This window comes from Haladaptatus marinus (genome assembly GCF_051194195.1).
On record NZ_JBLZNK010000004.1, the window covers coordinates 237,273 to 256,509 of the forward strand.

Below are 19,237 nucleotides of genomic sequence, written 5' to 3' on the forward strand. Positions count from 1 at the left end.
CTCCTGTCACCTCCACACACCTCATTCCGGCGGTTCCGGGTGTTCAACCCGTTCCCAGTGCGGAAGGTTACCGTTCAGGTGCCGATTCGTGTGCGTGTTCCTGCCATTCGTCGCGAAGCAGGCCGTAGTAGTGAATGTCGACGCGATCCCCGTTGACAAACGCCTCCTTTCGGTGGACTGCTTCGTGTTCGAACCCGGCCTTCTCAAGTACGCGAGCGGACGCCTCGTTGTGCGCGTAGACGGAGGCCCACACCTTCTCGAGACGGCGGTCGTTGAACCCGTACTCGGTGAGGAGTTCGACCGCTGCCGTCGCGTATCCATTGCCCCATTCGTCGGGTGACACGACGTACCCCAGACAGCCTACCCCCCGATTTGGGATCGATTCCCGAAAGGCTCACTGTCCCGACTGGTTCGTCACCATTCGTCGGGTAGATCAACAGGTGAACGTCGTGTGTCGGGTCGAGCGACTCCCACCACTCGCGTTGCTGATGGAGAGTTTGCGGACGGTGTTCGTATATTGTCCGGCGGACGCGAGGCTCGTTCAACAGGTCGCGAAGGAAGGGAAGGTCTTCCTTTTCAATTGTAGTTAGTGACACGTGGTCGCCGATCAGAAAGACTGATGTAGACATTCTATACGCTACGAGGCAACAGAGAATAGTCATATCGATAACTTGAGATTAACCCTGGAACCGCCGAAATCACTGCTCGACGACCGCCACGTCGAACTTGCTCCGCCAGCGGTATCGCCTCCCGCTCCAGACAAACGTCCGGCGGACGAGTCCATACGCTACGAGTGGAACAAACACGAACAGCGCGGGGTATGCGAGTACAGCTGTCCACCGACGAACGCCCAGAACCTCGTTGACGGCGAGGTGCAAGACCGTCAGGGCCACCGCCACAGGAAACGGAGCCAGGACTGCAACAGCGAGTACGAGCAGCGAGATGAGGAAGATCCCGGCTGTAGTTCCAGGGAAATGCCACCAAAGGATCTTCGTCCACCGAACCGGGCGCTCTATCGATTCGTAGATGCTCCCTCCGATGGGGACGATGCGTGTCCGACCAACCGTCGTTACTTCCAGGTACTCCATAAGGAGCCCATCGTCACTTATCGTCCGCCGAAGCTCACTGAGAAACGCGGCCTCATCTATGTCGTTTCGGTCGAATATGACCGAACCACCCCAGATTTGGTTTCCGAGATAGAGACCAAGCGAGCCTGCGGAGGCGTACAGCGGTTCGAGAACGGTCGAAAGGAGGTCTCGTCCGACGAAGTACGGCACCTCTGACACCGGGCCGTGTTCTTCATAATCTGCACAGAGGGCAGACAGCCAGTCCGGCGGGTGGTGGAAGTCGTCGTCCGTCCAGACGACACGGTCGTGGCGCGCAGCCTCCATTCCGGCGACGATGGCGTTTGCCTTGCCCGAACAGCGCTCCGGTTCGCCCGCTACGATGAGTCGAACGCCCTCAGGATACTCTTGCCGATCAGTCACTGGGTCGGCCTCGTCGTCGTGAATGACCAGCAGCTCGTCACTGTCCCCCAGTTGGGCGGCCACTTCCCCACACGTATCGGTCCACCTCGTCGTCGGCAAAAGAATGCTCAGGGGTGGTCGGCCACACATAACAGCATCTCAATACGACGGTGAAGAATATCAACCTGCCTCTGACGGTTCAGTATTTCAGGATGTATGATACCCCGGTTCCTCATGGCGGGCATTATGTATATCCAACGGGGAGAACTCACCGTGTTTGCTCGACGGCCACCAAGGGCGGTCAGCTCTCGTCGCCACCGTCGGCTGTGGCCTGCTTCGGGGTCGAACTATCGGTCGCGTCAGCTGGGCCGAAGTCAACCCGCTGGAGAAGCTCCGTTATCGCGTCGCTGTAGAACTCCGGGTCATCTAAATTGCTGGCGTGACCGCCACCGGGAACCACTCGGAGTGAGGCACCAGGAATCTCCCTGGCCAGCTTCTCACAGTGTCGCCGGCTGAATCCCATCGTGTTTTCGCCATGCATGACCAGGGTCGGAACCGCGATGGACGGGTAGTCGCCCTCGCCGCTCCGGTAGAACGCGAGGATCGACCGGACGACTCATCAAGTGAAACGACGGCACTTGATTCGGATGTACTCGTCCAGACTCTTGACGGAGCCCCGGAGATACAATCCTATGATGTACTGTACGATGAAAAACGGAGAGTATTACTTCAGATCGAAACCGAGGAGCAAGCATCGCGTGCTGCGGCGCGCAGCGTCAGCATGCTACCATAGTGTTCCAAGGTTTTGCGCGACAGCTGGCAAACGACCCAAACGATCATTGAGAGGATGAAAAAACGACAGTAACTGTTATCCTGAAGCGTTCTCGTGAGCAAATAGATGTCCCAATCGACTTCCGATATATGTTTGAAGTAGGTTATTATACACTTAAATGGATAGTATTTTAATATTTCCAGAAAAACTTTTGCCACTGTAGCAACACCATTCAGATGCATTGCGATGTGAGTAGTTACCACGGAGGCCGAGAACAATGGCCAAACGCCACAACCCACCAAACGATAACGACCCGGATCACACGCAAACCATACCCCCAGTACGACCCGGTCTCGATAAAGTTTTCCGAGCAGTGAGTCACCCCGAACGTCGACGAGCACTCAGGTATCTCAAACGGGCTGATGAACCACAAGCAATCGATGACATTGCTGCCGCTGTGTTCGCTGAAACGGTTCAGGGGTCACCCACCGACCGACAGCATCTTTCCGTTGCGCTCACGCATCACCATCTCCCACTCCTCGCGGATGTCCGGCTCGTCGAACGCACATCACGAGGGTTCGTCGCTTCGACCGAAGCCACGCCGGACATCGTTCATGTGCTCGATGTCGCTGCGGACTATTTCGACTGAGGAGTGTCGTCACCTTTTCGGTGAACTCCGTCGGTGGCAGAGAGACACAATATTTCTAACGAGCTTCAACGGAGCATCGGTTCGCGCAAACGAGTTAGAACTTACTATACACCAACCATCAACTGCTCTTTCTCGAAATCCTCGGCTACGTCTCCCAACTTTACCGTCTCAGTGCTGGCAATCGTCCATCGATGATAGAGACAACCCCGTACCGACTGGAGTGTGTCATCTTTCCCTACAATCGTAATCGATTCCTCTCGGAATAAAAGCTGAAATGTTGCGCCAATATTGTGGCCAGCAGGTTGACCGACACAGCTTACACACACGAAATAAACTCCCGAGAAGAATTTATCTCAGGATATATCACGAATGACACTGAAGGGAAAGTATGCTTCGTGATAACAGCATCCAATCGGGGAACGTCCCTGGAGAAAAATTCCCACCCTTGGACATGCGGGCGGACATAATTCACGCGCTTCCCGAACTCCACTATCCGAAGTCGCTCAATGCGACCGTCGAACTCGTCGACAAGCACATCGAGGCAGGACGAGGCGACAACGTCGCCATCTATTTCGAAGACGAAGAGATAACCTACGCCGACCTCGCAGAGCGAGTCAATCGGCTCGGAAACGCGCTGTTGGAACTCGGTATCGAAGCTGGCGAGCGTGTCTTCGTCCGATTTCCGAATCGACCGGAGTACGCCGTATCCTGTCTCGCACTGCAAAAAATCGGGGCCATTCCAGTCCCGTCGATGAAACTGCTACAGGCGAAAGAGTGCACCTACGTCGTTGATGACTCGGGTGCGACGACCGCCCTCGTCCACGATGGACTGTTGGAACCGGTCGAGGCCGCAATGGAATCGTGTGATTCGCTCCAATCGGTCGTTGTTGCCGACCGCGAGGGAGTCTCTCACGATTACCACGATTACGACGACCTCCTGGCAGTGGCCTCGCCAAACCTCGACGCGGCGCCGACGCATCGAGACGACCTCTCGATGCTCGCCTACACGAGCGGAACGACTGGGCGGCCGAAAGGAACGATTCACACCCATCGACAGATGCTCGCTATCGTAGACGGCTACGCGCGATACTGTCTGGAACCGACGGAAGACGACGTTTTCTCCGGAAATCCGCCGATCGCGTTCACCTTTGGATACGGCGTACTGGTCGCGTTTCCCCTCCGGTTCGGCGCAAGCACCGTTATCATCGAAAACGCGGAGCCGATAGACCTCGTCGAAGCCGTCGAGCGGTACGGCGTGACGGTTCTCGGGTCGATTCCGACCGCCTACAATCAACTGCTCAACGAACACGAAGACCGCGTTGCGACCGCCGACCTCTCGTCGCTTCGAATCGGCATCAGCGCAGGCGAACCGCTATCACCCTCGACGTTCGAACGAGTAAAGTCGTCGCTCGGTATCGAACTCCTCGACGGACTCGGTTCGACCGAGATGCTCCACATTTTCGTCAGCCATCGACTCGAAGACGACATCGACCCCTCGGTGACGGGCTTTCCCGTCCCCGGCTACGAATGTAAGGTCATCGACCCGGACACGGGCGAAGACCTCGACCACGGCGAAGCCGGACTGCTCGCTGTCAAAGGGCCGACGGGCGTCACGTACTGGGGACGACCCGAAAAGCAGGAGATGGCGGTCCGAGACGGCTGGAGCCTCCCCGGTGACGTGTTCGTCCGCACGGCGGACAACCGATTCGAGTACAAATCCCGGCGCGACGACCTCATCATCTCCAGCGGATACAACGTTCCCGGACCGGAGGTCGAAGCGACCCTTCAGGAACGTGAGGAAATATACGAAACGGCGGTCGTCGGAAGCCCCGACGAGGAGCGTGGCAAGGTCGTCAAAGCGTTCGTCGTTCTCGGGGAAGGGTACGAACCGAGTGACGAACTGACGACGGCGCTCCAAGACCACGTGAAAAGCCGGATTGCGCCGTACAAATATCCCCGACGCATCGAATACGTCGCCGAACTCCCGAAAACCGAGACAGGGAAGATACGACGCAACCTACTCCGTGAGCGCGAGCAACTGTAGTCGAGCGCGAGAGAGACGCCGGTTTCAAACACTCGTCACATCCACCGGATGCCCGCATTCGACTCCGGTCGGATCATTTAAAATAGTATGTGCCGATTGCTAACACTCATCGATAGTTATAGGATGATGTAGGTGGCAGTCGAAGTACATATAACTATGCAAGTCGGGATTGGTCTACCGAATACGTTGGATGGAGCCGACCGGGAACTGATACTGTCGTGGGCGGAGTGGGCGGACGACGGCCCTTTCACCAGCCTCGGCGTGTTCGACCGCTTGTGCTACGATGGACTCGACCCGGTCGCCACGCTCGCGGCCTGTGCGTCGGTCACCGAGGAAATCGAGTTGGCGACGACCATCATCGCGGGACCGCTCCGGAACAACGCGTCGCTGGCGAAAAAAGCGGCGACGCTCGACGTCCTCTCGGACGGACGGCTTACGCTCGGAATGGCACTCGGTGCTCGAAAGGACGATTACGACGCGGCCGGTGTCGAGTTCGGGAAGCGGGGACGACTGTTCGACCAACAGTTGGCGGAACTGCGGGACTACTGGGAAGGCGATGACGTTGGCCCGAACCCGGTTCAGGAGGGTGGCCCGACCATCCTCGTCGGCGGAGATAGCGACAACACGTACCGTCGAGTCGGTCGGTTCGCCGACGGTTACATTCACGGCGGTGGCCCGCCGCGGGCGTACGCCCGACAAGCGGAACGGGCGCAAGCGGCGTGGGCCGAGTGCGAACGGCCCGGAACGCCGCAACTCTGGGGACACGGCTACTATGCGCTCGGAGGCGAGGAGGCGGCCGAAACGGGACGCGAATATCTGCTGGACTACTACGAGTTTACCGGACCGTTCGCCGAGCGAATCGCCGACGGACTGCTCACGACGCCACAGGAGGTAACGCAGTTCGTCCGGGGCTACGAGGACGAGGGCTGTGACGAACTGGTTCTTTTCCCGACGGTTCCCGATTCCGAGCAGTTCGACCTGCTGGCCAACACCCTCGGTGACGGATGGGACGGGAGTGAGCACGCGTGAAAGTGGACGTGCTCGGTGGCGGCCCCGGGGGACTGTACGCCTCTCTGTTGTTGAAAAAATCGTTCCCCGAGTGGGATCTCGTCGTCCACGAGCGCGACCCGGCGGACAACACCTACGGATGGGGTGTCGTTTTCTCGGATGCCACCCTCTCCTCGCTCCGGGAGGCAGACCGACTGAGCCACGAACGAATCACCGACGCGTTCGTCAGGTGGGATCCCATCGATATCCACTACGACGGCGAGTACTTCCGCTGCGGTGGCCACTCATTCGCGGGAATCATGCGTGCCGACCTCCTGTCGATTTTGCAAGAACGGGCCGCCGAACTCGGTGTCGAACTCCGTCACGGCGAGGCGATCGACGACCCGGAGCGCCTTCGGGAGAACACGGACGTTCTCATCGGCGCGGACGGTCTGAACAGCACCGTCAGGGAGCGATACGGGGAAGCGTTCCGCCCGAACGAAAGCGCGGGCAACGCCAAATTCGCGTGGTTCGGAACCGACAAGCCCTTCGACGTATTCACGTTCGTCTTCAGGGAGAACGAACACGGCCTCTGGCGGGTTCACGCCTACCCGGGGCGCAAGAGCACGTTCATCGTCGAGTGTACCGAAGAAACCTGGCGCGCTGCCGGGATGGACGAAGCGAGCGAGGTGGAGGCACTCGAGTACTTCGAAGACCTGTTCGCCGACCATCTCGGGGAGCACGACCTACAATCGAAGCTCTATGCGTGGCGAAACTTCCCGACCGTGCGAAACGCTACGTGGTCGCACGAGAACGTCGTCCTCATTGGAGACGCCGCACACACCGCCCACTTCTCCATCGGGTCGGGGACGAAGATGGCGATGGAAGATTCGATTGCGCTTCAGGAAGCCTTCGAAGAGCAGGGCCGCGATATCCGGGCCGCGTTCAATTGGTACGAAAAGGAGCGTCGTCCGCGCGTTTCGGGGCTCCAAGAGGCCGCGGAGCGAAGCGAGAACTACTTCGAGAACGTCGAACGCTACCAGAATCTCAAGCCGCGACGATTCGCGTTCAACCTCCTCACTCGGAGCGGGCGAATCACGTACGATAATCTCCGCGTCCGTGACCCGTCGTTCGTCGATCAGTTCGACCGATGGTTCACCGAAGCCGAAGGCGAGGAATCCACCGCAGTGGCGACGCCCCCGCTGTTCAAACAGTTCTCGTTGCGGGAGGTGACGGTGCCGAACCGGACGGTCATGACGCTCCCGCCGACTGAGACTGCAACTGATGGCCGGCCATCCGACTCGTATCTCGACCGATTAGTGTCGCGGGGTGAACAGGGGCCGGGACTGCTCCTGACCGACCCGCTCGCGGTCACTGCAAACGGCCGGATAACGCCCGGCACGCCGGGACTGTACGCCGATGAGCACGGCGAGGCGCTCGGTGATGCGATAGGACGCATCCGAGAATCGTCGCCTACCGACACCGTCGTCGGCGCGTCCCTGTTCCACGCTGGTCGGCGCGGCGCGACGAAATCCCGCGAACACGGACTCGATCGGCCCCTGCCGGAGCGGGAGCGATGGGAACTATTCGCGCCTTCCGAGAAATCCTACGGCCCGGCGAGTCCCACGCCGTCCGCCATGGACGAAGACGACTTCAATCGGATACGTGACGCGTTCGTCGCTGCGGCGGAGCGAGCGGACGCAGCCGGAATCGACCACCTCCAACTGAACGCCGGTCACGGCTATCTCCTGTCGAGTTTCCTCTCGCCACTTTCGAACGACCGCGACGACGAGTACGGCGGGTCGCTTGAAAACCGAATGCGCTACCCGCTCGACGTGTTTGACGCGGTTCGCGCCGTCTGGCCGGACGAGAAGTCCGCGGGGGTGACCCTCCAAGCGACCGACTGGAATCTGAACGGATTCAAAACCCGAGAGTCGTACGAGGTGGCGCGGACGCTCAAAGAACGCGAATGCGACCTCCTCGCAATCGTCGCGGGGCAGGCGTCCGTCCGCGAACGACCAAAGTTCGACACCGAGACGCTGGGCCGGTTCAGCGAACGGTTCCGCAACGAAGTCGAGATACCGACGCTCTCGACGAACTACCGAACGACGTACGACGAGGTGAATACGATGGTCGGCAGCGGACGTGCTGACTTGGTGTTGTTCTCGCCCGAGAATCCCGCACCCGGTCGGTGAGGGGACTACAGTCAGCTGATTTTGACAGTGGAATACCTCATAGAACATACTGCCTCTGTAGTTAATTATAAAAACGAACCGGCGAATCACCTCTACAGGTTCGCTATCAATGAACATGCAGTTGCAGTCGCAACGAGTCTCACCAGAACTCGGCGAGGGTTCGCGGACAAGAGGCGACCAGTGCAATGGCGACGGTCGGAAACCAGCGGCTACGGATATCGTGTGACTGGTTCGAGAGGATTTCATAAATGACAGCATTATCGAAGATCGAGCAAGTGTCAGACTTTATTAACAAATACTTCGTCGTCTGGGTGATCGCCGCTTCGGTATTGGCGCTCTACCAGCCGGACGCGTTCACGTGGATCGGGGAGTATATCTCCCCGCTGTTGGGAGTCGTCATGCTTGGAATGGGCCTCACACTTACGCCCGAGGATCTCAAACGCATCGTCGAACGGCCGAGAGATGTCGTCATCGGGTCGCTCGCACAGTGGACGATCATGCCGATAACGGCGTATCTCTTGGTACAGGTGTTCAGCCTCCCCACAGAACTCGGAATCGGTATTATCCTCCTCGGGGCTGCTCCGGGAGGAACGTCGTCAAACGTCATGACGTATTTAGGAAAGGGAGACGTCGCACTCTCGATTGCCATCACGTCGCTGACCACGATCGTCGCCCCGGTCGTCATGCCAGCGTGGGTTCTCTTCCTCGCCGGTGCGGAGGTGCAGGTTACGTTCGCTGAAATGTTCAGAGAAATCCTCTTCATCGTGTTCATCCCCGTTGTCGCTGGCATCGTATTCCGTCAGTTGATGGAGCGAAAGGCACCGACCGCTGCGGAGACTAGCTTGGTCGTCTTTCCGTCGATTAGCGTGATTGCTATCGTCGTTATCCTCGCGGCCGTGGTCGGTCTCAACGCCGAGAACATTTTCACCGTGAGCGCGGTTGCAATCGCTGCGATGATCATCCACAACACGGTCGGTTTCGGATCCGGATATGCCATCGGCCACGCTGCAAATATGCCGGAGGATCGTATTCGCGCCTGTACCTTCGAGGTGGGACTCCAGAACTCCGGACTGGCGACCGCACTCGCGGTCACGTTCTTCAGTCCGTTGACTGCCCTGCTTCCTGCACTGTTCAGCGTTTGGATGCTCATCGTCGGTCCGACGCTTGCGACCTACTTCGCTCGCAAGACCGACGAGGAAGAAGCGTCACGAACAGGGACAGAATCCGTGATGACCGACTAACAGTTTCGACGGGTTCGGTTCAGCTATCGTCGACCTCGACGCTATTTTCGGACGGGACGATTTTTCCGGGATTCAACGTCCCCTTCGGGTCGAGTGCGCGCTTGATAGCCCGCATCGCATCGACGGCGGCCGTGCCGTGTTCTTGTTCCATGAATTTGCGTTTTCCGACGCCGACACCGTGTTCGCCGGTCGCGGTGCCGTCGAGTTCTAGGGCGCGTTCGACGAGTTCGGCGTACGCCTCGTGAGCGCGAGCAGACACCGCTGGGTCGTCGTAGTCGGCAAGCGCGAAATAATGAAGATTGCCATCCCCGGCGTGTCCAAAGCATGGAATGAACAAATCGTACTTTTCTGCGGTCGCAACGACCTCGGCGATCATCTCGGGGTAGCGGCTGATCGGAACGGTCACGTCGCCGGGCGGTCCGATGTCGAGGGCGGGGTCGTACTCCTCGGCGGCATAGGTGATGTCCTTTCGGGCCTGCCAGAGTCGCTCCATCTCCTCACCGGATGCGATTTCCAATCGTTCGAGGTCGTGTGCCTCGAAGATACTTCGGCAGAAGTCGATCTCCTCCTCGATGCCGTGATTGGCGTGGAACTCCACGAACACCATCGGTCGTTCCGGCAGGTCGGTATCGGAGTAGTCGTTTGCCAACATGGCGGTCTGGTCGTCGATGAGTTCGATTTTGGCCACGTCCACCCCCGACGTGACTGCATCCGAAATCGCCTCGGTAGCGTCGTTCAGCGTCGGAAAGACGGCACGGCCGCCTTTGACTTGTTCGGGACGACCGGCGAGTTCGAGGGTCGCCCGCGTGATGACGCCCAGCGTCCCTTCACTTCCGATGAGGAGTTCCTTCAAATTGTAGCCGCTCGACGTCTTCGCCGCTTTGCTCCCGGCCTCAATGACCGATCCGTCGGCCAACACCACCTCCAGTTCAAGGATCCAATCGGCGACCTCGCCGTACTTGACCGTTCGTTGACCGGATGCGTCGGTAGCGATCATCCCTCCGATAGTAGAAATCGCACCCGAAGACGGCAACGGCGGGAAGAACAATCCGTACCGTTCGAGCGCCTCGTTCACCTCGTCGCCGATGATACCTGCCTCCACGTCGATTTGGAGGTCGTCAGGCCGAATGTCGCGGACGGCATCCATCCGCGTCGTGTCGAGACTGATACCGCCATTGACCGGCGTAGCGTTCCCTTCGAGACCCGTACCCGCGGCATACGGAGTGACCGGAACGCCGTGATCGTTCGCCGCTTCCACGACTGCGGCGACATCCGCAGTCGATTCGGCGAAGACGACGACGTCGGGTTCGGATTTGTCCTCATCGCGGGTGCCGAAGTCACCGGCGTGGTTTCCCACATCAGATCGACCTTGCGAAACCTCGCCGTCCAATTCGAGATTCGCAAGGAACGAACAGTCGTTTTCCATACGACATTGATACCGGCGTTTAGACATAAACCTCCGGTCACTGGTAATTTGTGGGGAAGAGTCGGAATGGCAATCGAGTCCATTGTCGACCGCGATGAACCCCTCGAAATAGCTGAAAGAAGATAGCAATTAAGATAGCTGCGCCAGTTATTTCCACACATGGAACGGGAAATCGTCACGCCGCCGGAGTTGGCCGAGCCTCGTGGGTTCAATCACGGCGTGCTGGTAGACGGCGGAAAGACGCTCTATCTCGCCGGACAGGACGCGACGGGATCGGACGGCGATATCGTCGCCCCCGACGACCTCGTCGGCCAGTTCGAACAGGTGCTCGACAACCTCGCGACGGTGGTCGAGGAAGCTGGCGGCGTGAGCGAAGATATCGTGAAACTCAACATTTTCGTCGCCGACCGGGACGCGTACCGGGCGAACCTCGAACCGCTGGGCGAGGTGTTCGGTCGCTACTTCGAGGAGTACCCGGCGCTCGCGCTCTTCGAGGTGAGCGGCTTCTTTAAAGAGGCTGCACTGGTCGAGCTGGAAGGATTTGCCGTTATCGATGAGGAGGCGGCCGATGCTCGGTGAATTCGAAGTTACGGAAGCACACGAAAACCACCGCGAGACGGTTCGGGAGTTCTGCGAAGCGGAAATTCTCCCGCACGTAGACGACTACGAATCCCGCGGCGAGTTTCCGGTCGATATCGTCCGTCGCGTCGGCGAGGCCGGGTTGACCGGCGTTCCGTTTTCGACCGACGTGGACGGTGCAGGCCTCGATTATCGCTCGTTCGTGGTGACGGTCGAGGAGCTATCGAGAGCGTGGAAGCTCATCGCCGGAGCGGTCAACATCGCGTGTGGACTAGTGGGCTACCCCATCGCCGAATTCGGCGACGACTGGCAACGCGAGGAGTGGTTGGCACCCGTCTGTCGCGGGGAGGCTATTCCCGCCCTCTCGATGACCGAACCCGAGGCGGGAAGCGACGCCGCCGGAATGGAAACCACCGCACGACGCGAGGGCGACGAATGGGTGCTCGACGGCCACAAGGTCTGGACGACGAACGGCGAAGTCGCCGATTTCCTGCTCGTCGTCGCACGAACCGGCGGAGAAGGACACGATGGGGTGAGCCTCGTCGGCATCCCCGACCCCGCAGACCACGAGGATCTGGAGTTCGTCAGGGACATCCCCTGTATGGAGGGCGAGGCGGCCATCGAGAGCGAGATACGGCTCGACGGCGTCCGGGTACCTGCCGAGAACGTCGTCGGCGAACCGGGGCGTGGGTTCCGGTACGTGATGGAAGGACTCGATATCGGGCGAATCGGAACCGCCGCCCAGGGCGTCGGCCTCGCACAGGGGTCGCTCGACGCGGCGAAAACGTTCGCGGATGAGCGCGAGCAGTTCGGGAAACCCATCCGCGAGTTCCAGGGAATCGGGTTCAAACTCGCGGACATGGCCACGCGAACGCAGGCGGCGCGTCTGCTGACGATGTACGCAGCCGGACGGCGCGACCGGGGAAATCGTGTCACGCAGGACGCGGCGATGGCGAAAACCTTCGCCACGGACGCCGCGATGGAGATTTCGACGGAGGCGGTACAGGTACTGGGTTCACGGGGGTACTCGCACGACTACCCCGTCGAGCGATACATGCGCGAGGCGAAGGGAACACAGATCTACGACGGCACGAACGAAATCAATCGGTTGGTCGTAAGCAAACAGATGTACGACTAAGGAGCCATCCCCGACCGAGGGCAACTCATTTCCGGAGAGGTTCCGTTGTAGACCCGATGACAGACGGTTCGACGCCCCGATATTACGAAGACCTCGCCGTCGGCGAAACGTTCTATCTCGGTACCGAGACGGTCTCAGAAGACGAAATCATCTCGTTCGGGAAGCGATTCGATCCCCAGCCGATTCATACCGATTCGGCGGGGGCGGCAGACTCCATGTTCGGCGGCTTGGTCGCCAGCGGGTGGCATACGGCGGCCATCAGCATGCGCCGATTCGTAGACGGCGTTATCGAGCGGGAGAAACTCGCCGTCATTGCCGGGATGGAAGTCGAGAATCTCCAATGGCGGCGTCCAGTCAGACCCGGCGACGTTCTCTCCGCCGACGCAGAAATCGTCGGTCTCGAAGCGTGGAACGACGACCAGGGCATCGTTCGGTTCGACCTCTGGATGCGAACCGACGAGGGTGACCCCGTGTTGCAGTTGACGAAACGGGTGCTTGTCGAACGCAGGTAACGGGGACGAACCACGGCGGGTTGAGGCCGACGCCACCTTGATTATCAGCGGCGTCACAGTTCTGAGAGATGGTCGATTTGACACCGGATTTCGACGGAAAAGTGGTCGTGGTAACCGGCGGAAGTCGTGGAATCGGGCGCGCGATAACGGAGGCGTTCGCGGAAACGGGTGCCGATGTCGTTCCGACATCCCGAACCGAATCGGACGTTGCCGATGCCGCCGCAGCCGTGCGAGAACACGGCGGCGAATCGATGGTCGTTCCGACGGACGTCGGCGACCGGGAAGCAGTCGCCGACCTGTTCACGAACGTCGAGTCCGAGTTCGGCCGCATCGACGTCGTCGTCAACAACGCGGGAATCAATCCCCGTGGTGGCCTCGGCCGTCCCGAGACGGTCGAACTCGACGAGTTCGACCGCATGCTCGACGTTAACCTTCGCGGCGCGTTCGCCTGCGCAAAGGAGGCGGGGGAGTCGCTGCGTGAATCCGGCGGTTCGCTCATCAACGTCGCCAGCGTCGGCGGCGTCGTCGGCATTCCACGGCAACACCCGTACGTCGCATCGAAACACGGTCTCGTCGGGTTGACGAAGAGTCTCGCGCTCGACTGGGCACCCGATGTGCGCGTCAACGCCGTCGCCCCCGGCTACGTGAGCACCGATTTGACGGCAGGAATTCGCGAGAACGACGACCTCTACCAGCGCCTGGTCGACCGAACGCCGATGGAGCGATTTGCCGACCCTACCGAAGTGGCCGCCCCCGTGTTATTCCTCGCCAGCGGGATGGCGAGTTACGTAACCGGGGAGTGTCTAGTCGTCGATGGCGGCTGGATCGCCGAGTGAACCGTTTCCCAACCGGGGTATAGTTATTTTCGAGTGGAGATACAATCGGACGAGCATGACGGATGTAAACGCCGAATTCAGCGTCGCGGACGGGGTCGCCCGAATCGAGATTCGACGGGAGGCGAAACTGAACGCGATCGATATGGAGACGAAACTGGCCATGACCGACCGACTTCGCGACTATCGCGACCGAGACGACGTGCGGGTCGTGCTTTTCGAAAGCGCGGGAGACGCCTTCTGTGCTGGCGGCGACTTGCAGGAAGTGAAAGAGCGCGATTACGCGCTCGAACCGTTCACCGAGACGTGGGATGACCTGTTTACCGAAATGCGAACGATGCCCCAGCCCACGGTGGCGAAAATCGACGGCCACACCTACGGCGGTGGGTTCGACTTCCTCTTGCACACGGACATTCCGGTCGCCGCGGACGACGCGCAAATCGGGCAGCCGGAGTCCGCACTCGGCATCGTCAACCACTTCTCGCCGCCGGAGTTGGTTCATCGCGTCGGCCTCCCGACAACGATGGATCTGCTCATGACGGCCGAGCCGATTTCCGGCGAGCGTGCGGACGAAATTGGCCTCGTTTCCAGGAGCGTTCCGGCAGATGAGTTGGACGCGGCGGTCGAGTCGATACTCGACGCACTCGCCGCGAAAAGTCCACGGGTGCTGAAAAAGCTCAAACGAAGCATCTACGCGAGTGCGGAGATGTCGCCGACTGCGGCGAAATCACAGGTGGAAGCGGTGTCGTTAGAAGCGGCCCGAACCGACCCGGACTACCGGGAGGGCGTCGATGCGCAACTCGAACGACGTGACCCGGAGTGGTCGTCGTAAGCAACTCGGCTGGGGGTTTCGTCGGGTGGAATCAACGACGTCGAATCGCCCGGCGTCAGCGGCTTCGATGTCTTGTCCGGGGGATGGGCTGTGAGTGTGTGTCCATCGTACATTATGTTTATAATAATGATTGTAGTATAGTAGGACATGCCTGATGATGGCCAACAGCACGAGTTCGGGTCGTACGGTGGACGATACGTTCCGGAGGAACTGGACGACGTACTACAGCAGTTAGCCGACGCGTACGATAGCGTCAAAGACGATGACGAGTTCCAAGCCGAGTTAGGACGACTACAACGGGATTTCGCCGGGCGGCCCACGCCGCTGTATCACGCCGAGCGACTGTCAGCGGAGTACGGCGCGAAAATTTATCTCAAACGTGAAGACCTCCTTCACGGCGGCGCTCACAAGCTCAACAACTGCCTCGGACAGGGACTCATGGCCAAACACGCCGGGAAGGAGCGGCTCATCGCCGAAACCGGGGCTGGCCAGCACGGGACGGCAACGTCGATCGTCGGCGCGCTGTTGGGACTCGAGACGGAGATTTATCAGGGGAAAAAAGACCTCGAACGACAGGAGATGAACGCCTTCCGCATGGAGTTGATGGGCGCGAAAGTGAACGAAGTCACACAGGGCGGCCAAGGGCTCGCGGATGCGGTCGATGTGGCGATGGAAGACCTCATCGAAAACATCGACGACACGCATTATCTGGTCGGGTCGGTCGTTGGGCCGGACCCGTTCCCGCGGATGGTGCGAGATTTCCAGTCGGTCATCGGCACGGAGGCTCGGGAACAGATACTGGAAAAGGAAGGGAAACTGCCCGACGCCGCGATCGCGTGCGTCGGCGGCGGTTCCAACGCGATGGGACTGTTCCACCCGTTCCGCGACGATGACGTGGAATTCTACGGCGCGGAAGGGGGTGGCGAAGGCGAGGATTCGAAACGCCACGCGGCCCCGCTCGCCGCCGGAAAAGAGGACGTTCTTCACGGGATGCGCACCCGAACCATCGACGACGACGTGGAGGTTCATTCCATCGCCGCAGGACTCGACTATCCCGGCGTCGGCCCGGAGCACGCGATGTTCCGCGAAGTCGGGCGCTGTGAGTACCGAGGAATCGTGGACGAGGAGGCGCTCGAAGCGTTCCAAGACCTGTGCCGACTCGAAGGCATCGTCCCGGCGCTGGAGTCGAGCCACGGTGTCGCGCTCGCGAAGAAACTCGCCGCCAACCGACACGAAGACGACGTCATCATCGTGAACCTCAGCGGGCGGGGTGACAAAGACGTGGACAAAATCGCGAACGAGTATCTCAGTGGGGAGTGACTCACCTGCGCTACCACGAAATTTCCACTGGCAAGACACAATAGCTGTTCGATCACCACAACATCGATTTCGATCTACACGAGTCAGCCTACAGCTTTCGAAGTCCGTCGAAAAACGCCTCCTCACGGTCGGCTATCGCGTTCGCTTGGTCACTGGCGTTTTCGAGAAGTTGCGCCTGTTCCTCGCCCTCCGCCTCACTCGCATTTTTGAGGGTCGTGCTCAAGTGGGTCCAATCGTCCGCGATGTCGTATAGTTGGGTCGGAACGTCCTCCTGCAGACCGACTTCCGACGCGGCCTCGTCGAGGAAATCGGCGTACAGCCGACGAAACGCGCCGCCGCCGGTGCCGCGTCGTTCGATGTTCTGATAGGCGAAACGAGCACACCAACTGGTATCCTCCAGTTCGGTCCACGCCGGAAGGTCGTCCGCGAACTGTCGAATCCCGTCGATACCCTGCGTCTTCCAGTCGCCGTCATCCGGGGAGAGGAGCATCGTCGCCGTGCGTTCGATTGCCGTCTCGGCGGCCGTCTCGAAAGGCGTTTCGACGGTTGGGTCACGGACGACGAGCCATCGATTGTCGAGCGGCCCGAACCCGTAGTCGGAGTTCCATGCGTCCCGCAGGTGCGAAACCGGCAGTCGTTTTATCGAATCGAACTCGCTGTCCGACAGAAGCACCTCGTCGCCGTCGATACCGACACAAAGGAGGATGTGCGGGCCGAAATGCGTGTCCGATTTGAAGTAGTCGAGATAGTAGAGGTCGACGAACAGCATCACCGGAACACCGTCGGCTAGAGACTCCCGAACGTCGTTCCACGCCGACTCCCATTTCTGCCCACTCCGTTCGTCGTAGTCGATGCCGAGGGTTTCGAAATAGCCGGTTTCCAACCCGCCGTTCCGACCCATGATGATGCGACTGGCGGGACCGCGCTCGTAGTAGCCGAATCCGAGGCCGGAACCCAATCCGAAACAGACCGACTCGGAGAAGCCCCATCCGTAGAAGTCAGCGAGGTTTCGAAGCGACGCCGACCCGCAGTGGGCACCCGGCGAATGTGAATATGCGGAGAGTTTCATACACGTTCGACCGAGGGCTCGCCGTAAAGTAATATCGACTACAGCAAACCCGTCGAAGGTGGCGACTCTTCAGTGACGCGTAGTTACGTCACCCCGCCGTCTCGTTCGGCGAACTGCTCGTATTCGCGGCCGTCGATGATTTCACGAAGCAGTTCTACGGCGTTCCACACGTCCTCGAACCCGACGTAGAGGGGGGAGGGACACAGCCGAACGACGTTCGGCGGGCGGAAATCGCCGACGACGCCGCGTTCCTTGAGTGCCTCGGTGATGCGATACGCCTCCTCGTGTTCGACGGCGACGTGGCCGCCGCGACGAGACTGCTCGCGTGGTGTTCCAATCGAACACTCCGGCAGGCGCTCGTCCACGAGATACATGAAATAGTCGGTCAGCGCGAGAGACTGCTCGCGCAGGCGTTCGATACCGACGTCGTCAACGATGTCCAGCACGCCGAGAAGCGGCGCGGCACTGAGAACGGGAATCGTCCCCGTCTGCCATGCACCCGCGGAGGTGGCGGGCGTGTAGGTCGTTCGCATCTCGAACTGTGTCTCCTTGTCGTGACCCCACCAGCCTGCGAGCGCGGGCGTCTCGCCGTGATAATCGCGGTGGACGTACAGTCCCGCGATAGCACCCGGTCCGGCGTTCAGATATTTGTAGTGACACCAGACGGCAAAATCGACGCCGTCGTCAGCCAGCGAATGGGGAATCACGCCGGCAGAGTGAGCAAGGTCGAACCCCGCGTACGCGTCGTGTTCGTGTGCGAGGTCGGTTATCGATTTGAGGTCGAAGAGCTGGCCCGAACGGTAGAGCACGGACGGCATAAAGACGATGCCGACGTCGTCGTGTGCGTCGAGTGCCGCCGCGATATCGTCCTTGCGGATGGTACGTCCGTCGCGAGACTCGACGACAACGAGGTGCTCGTCGGGGTCGAGATTTCGAGTCCGCAACTGCGAACGGATGGCGTAGTGGTCGGTCGGAAAATCCAAGTCGTTCACGACGACTTTTTGCCCACGTCCCTCCCGGGCACAGCGGTCGAGAAACGTGCCGATGAGGGTGTGAATATTAATGGTCGTGGAGTTGGCCACCACGACTTCGTCCTCGCGGGCTCCGACCATCGGCGCGAGGCGTTCGCCGAGGCGTTCGCCGTAGTGAAACCACGAGGGGTCGCCGTCTGTCCACCCGCGAATACCGAGTTCGCGCCATTCGTCGAGAACGTGTTCGAGGCTCTCTTCGGCGTCGGTCGAAAGCGGGCCGAGTGAGTTGCCATCGAGGTAGAGGTCGTCGGGAAGATAGAACCGGTCGCGAACCATCACGTCGGTTGCGTCGTCGCGTTGTTGGGCGTGTTCGCGCCCGAGTTCGAACTCGTCGTCCATGCTCCGTGTGGCACGTCCATCGAGGTGTATTTTTCGGAGAATGACCAACGGAACGACCGAGGTGAGGGACGAAAGTGGGTCACCACGACGTTCCATGACCGACTTAACCCTCTAGCTACGAGAGGGTCAGTATGGAACCGGAGGACAATCATCGCAGTTGGGCCGAACGCTCGGGAGAATTTTCACCCGAGTACTACGCCCAAATCGGGTCGAACGAAGTAAGCGACACCCTCGCCAGCGTGTTCGAGTACTACGTGGACGATGACGCCGCAATCCTCGAAGTTGGCTGTAGCTCCGGCCGTCACCTCGCCCATCTTCTCGATGACGGCTACGAGAACCTCACCGGCATCGATATCAACGACGAATCGTTCGACGTGATGGCAGAGAAGTATCCCGAACTCGCCGCGACAGGAACATTTCACACCGGCGCAATCGAGGACGTACTCCCCGATTGCCCCGACAACGCGTTCGATGTCATCTACTCGGTCGAAACCCTCCAACACATTCACCCCGAAAACACGTGGGTGTTCGAGGAGCTGATTCGCGTCACGAGTGATATCCTCATCACCGCCGAGAACGAGGGGAACAGCCCCCAACGCGGTCGATCGGGTGCCGAAGTGAGCTACGTCCACGACGACTTCCCGCTCTATCACCGCAATTGGAAACAGGTGTTTTCCGACCTCGGCCTCGCACAGTTGGTGTGCGAACCGGGGAATCGTGATACGGTTCGTGTGTTTCGGGCCCTCTGACGGGGGATGAGACGGATTCCTGTCGCCGACCGGAGAACCTTCATGTGTTGGTGAA

The 19,237-nt window shown here is 59.9% G+C and carries 19 protein-coding genes; 13 read left to right on the plus strand and 6 right to left on the minus strand.

The features are described 5' to 3' along the window. Positions 1 to 67 precede the first annotated feature (67 nt). From ACN2TU_RS15105 to ACN2TU_RS15115, 3 genes are all read right to left on the minus strand, one after another. Entirely contained in the window at positions 68 to 343 is a 276-nt protein-coding gene (locus ACN2TU_RS15105) for a GNAT family N-acetyltransferase (RefSeq protein WP_435156498.1), read from the minus strand. A gap of 355 nt (positions 344 to 698) precedes the next feature. After that, positions 699 to 1,616: a glycosyltransferase gene (locus tag ACN2TU_RS15110; protein WP_435156499.1), complete on the minus strand. Its 918-nt coding sequence runs from the start codon at positions 1,614 to 1,616 to the stop codon at positions 699 to 701. A 151-nt stretch (positions 1,617 to 1,767) separates the two neighbouring features. Beyond that, positions 1,768 to 1,989 carry an alpha/beta fold hydrolase gene (locus ACN2TU_RS15115; protein ID WP_435156501.1) on the minus strand — a complete coding sequence of 74 codons (222 nt, stop codon included), beginning with the start codon at positions 1,987 to 1,989 and terminating at the stop codon, positions 1,768 to 1,770. Between the two features lie 12 nt (positions 1,990 to 2,001). On the opposite strand from ACN2TU_RS15115, the gene ACN2TU_RS15120 reads away from it, so the two are divergent. The 6 genes from ACN2TU_RS15120 (at position 2,002) to ACN2TU_RS15145 (ending at position 9,354) form a co-directional block, all read left to right on the plus strand. Beyond that, the gene (locus ACN2TU_RS15120) at positions 2,002 to 2,259 is read left to right on the plus strand and encodes a hypothetical protein (RefSeq protein ID WP_435156502.1); all 258 of its coding nucleotides are present in this window, start codon (positions 2,002 to 2,004) and stop codon (positions 2,257 to 2,259) included. A 256-nt stretch (positions 2,260 to 2,515) separates the two neighbouring features. Next, entirely contained in the window at positions 2,516 to 2,887 is a 372-nt protein-coding gene (locus ACN2TU_RS15125; RefSeq protein WP_435156503.1) for a DUF7344 domain-containing protein, read from the plus strand. Between the two features lie 388 nt (positions 2,888 to 3,275). Continuing rightward, the gene (locus tag ACN2TU_RS15130; protein WP_435156505.1) at positions 3,276 to 4,931 is read left to right on the plus strand and encodes an acyl-CoA synthetase; all 1,656 of its coding nucleotides are present in this window, start codon (positions 3,276 to 3,278) and stop codon (positions 4,929 to 4,931) included. A 156-nt stretch (positions 4,932 to 5,087) separates the two neighbouring features. Further along, positions 5,088 to 5,960 carry an LLM class flavin-dependent oxidoreductase gene (locus ACN2TU_RS15135; RefSeq protein ID WP_435156507.1) on the plus strand — a complete coding sequence of 291 codons (873 nt, stop codon included), beginning with the start codon at positions 5,088 to 5,090 and terminating at the stop codon, positions 5,958 to 5,960. Further along, complete coding sequence (locus tag ACN2TU_RS15140) at positions 5,957 to 8,113, plus strand: oxidoreductase (RefSeq protein ID WP_435156509.1); 2,157 nt, start codon at positions 5,957 to 5,959, stop codon at positions 8,111 to 8,113. The genes ACN2TU_RS15135 and ACN2TU_RS15140 overlap by 4 nt, the downstream gene beginning before the upstream one ends. Positions 8,114 to 8,361: 248 nt before the next feature. Further along, complete coding sequence (locus tag ACN2TU_RS15145) at positions 8,362 to 9,354, plus strand: bile acid:sodium symporter family protein (protein WP_435156510.1); 993 nt, start codon at positions 8,362 to 8,364, stop codon at positions 9,352 to 9,354. Between the two features lie 19 nt (positions 9,355 to 9,373). On the opposite strand, the gene ACN2TU_RS15150 is transcribed toward ACN2TU_RS15145, so the two are convergent. Next, positions 9,374 to 10,780, minus strand: coding sequence for an FAD-binding oxidoreductase (locus tag ACN2TU_RS15150; RefSeq protein ID WP_435156512.1), 1,407 nt, complete (start codon positions 10,778 to 10,780; stop codon positions 9,374 to 9,376). Between the two features lie 159 nt (positions 10,781 to 10,939). Here ACN2TU_RS15150 and ACN2TU_RS15155 point away from each other — a divergent pair, with 159 nt between their 5' ends. The 6 genes from ACN2TU_RS15155 (at position 10,940) to trpB (ending at position 15,994) form a co-directional block, all read left to right on the plus strand. Then, entirely contained in the window at positions 10,940 to 11,359 is a 420-nt protein-coding gene (locus ACN2TU_RS15155) for a RidA family protein (RefSeq protein WP_435156514.1), read from the plus strand. Further along, the gene (locus tag ACN2TU_RS15160) at positions 11,349 to 12,497 is read left to right on the plus strand and encodes an acyl-CoA dehydrogenase family protein (protein WP_435156516.1); all 1,149 of its coding nucleotides are present in this window, start codon (positions 11,349 to 11,351) and stop codon (positions 12,495 to 12,497) included. Before ACN2TU_RS15155 ends, ACN2TU_RS15160 begins: the two co-directional genes overlap by 11 nt. Before the next feature lie 56 nt (positions 12,498 to 12,553). Then, the gene (locus ACN2TU_RS15165; protein WP_435156518.1) at positions 12,554 to 13,009 is read left to right on the plus strand and encodes a MaoC/PaaZ C-terminal domain-containing protein; all 456 of its coding nucleotides are present in this window, start codon (positions 12,554 to 12,556) and stop codon (positions 13,007 to 13,009) included. Between the two features lie 68 nt (positions 13,010 to 13,077). Next, positions 13,078 to 13,845 (plus strand): SDR family NAD(P)-dependent oxidoreductase, encoded by a 768-nt coding sequence (locus ACN2TU_RS15170; protein WP_435156519.1) that lies wholly within the window; start codon positions 13,078 to 13,080, stop codon positions 13,843 to 13,845. 55 nt (positions 13,846 to 13,900) lie between these two features. Then, positions 13,901 to 14,674: an enoyl-CoA hydratase/isomerase family protein gene (locus ACN2TU_RS15175; protein ID WP_435156520.1), complete on the plus strand. Its 774-nt coding sequence runs from the start codon at positions 13,901 to 13,903 to the stop codon at positions 14,672 to 14,674. Positions 14,675 to 14,821: 147 nt separating this feature from the next. Next, positions 14,822 to 15,994: a tryptophan synthase subunit beta gene (trpB, locus tag ACN2TU_RS15180; protein WP_435156521.1), complete on the plus strand. Its 1,173-nt coding sequence runs from the start codon at positions 14,822 to 14,824 to the stop codon at positions 15,992 to 15,994. An 88-nt stretch (positions 15,995 to 16,082) separates the two neighbouring features. Here the strand turns inward: trpB and ACN2TU_RS15185 are convergent, their stop codons facing one another. Then, positions 16,083 to 17,063 carry a BtrH N-terminal domain-containing protein gene (locus tag ACN2TU_RS15185; protein ID WP_435156522.1) on the minus strand — a complete coding sequence of 327 codons (981 nt, stop codon included), beginning with the start codon at positions 17,061 to 17,063 and terminating at the stop codon, positions 16,083 to 16,085. Positions 17,064 to 17,146: 83 nt separating this feature from the next. After that, positions 17,147 to 18,433, minus strand: coding sequence for a kynureninase (kynU, locus tag ACN2TU_RS15190; protein WP_435156523.1), 1,287 nt, complete (start codon positions 18,431 to 18,433; stop codon positions 17,147 to 17,149). Between the two features lie 131 nt (positions 18,434 to 18,564). Between kynU and ACN2TU_RS15195 the strand changes: the two genes are divergently transcribed. Next, a complete protein-coding gene (locus ACN2TU_RS15195; RefSeq protein ID WP_435156524.1) occupies positions 18,565 to 19,182 on the plus strand; it encodes a class I SAM-dependent methyltransferase in 618 nt (205 codons plus the stop codon). Positions 19,183 to 19,237: the final 55 nt, after the last annotated feature.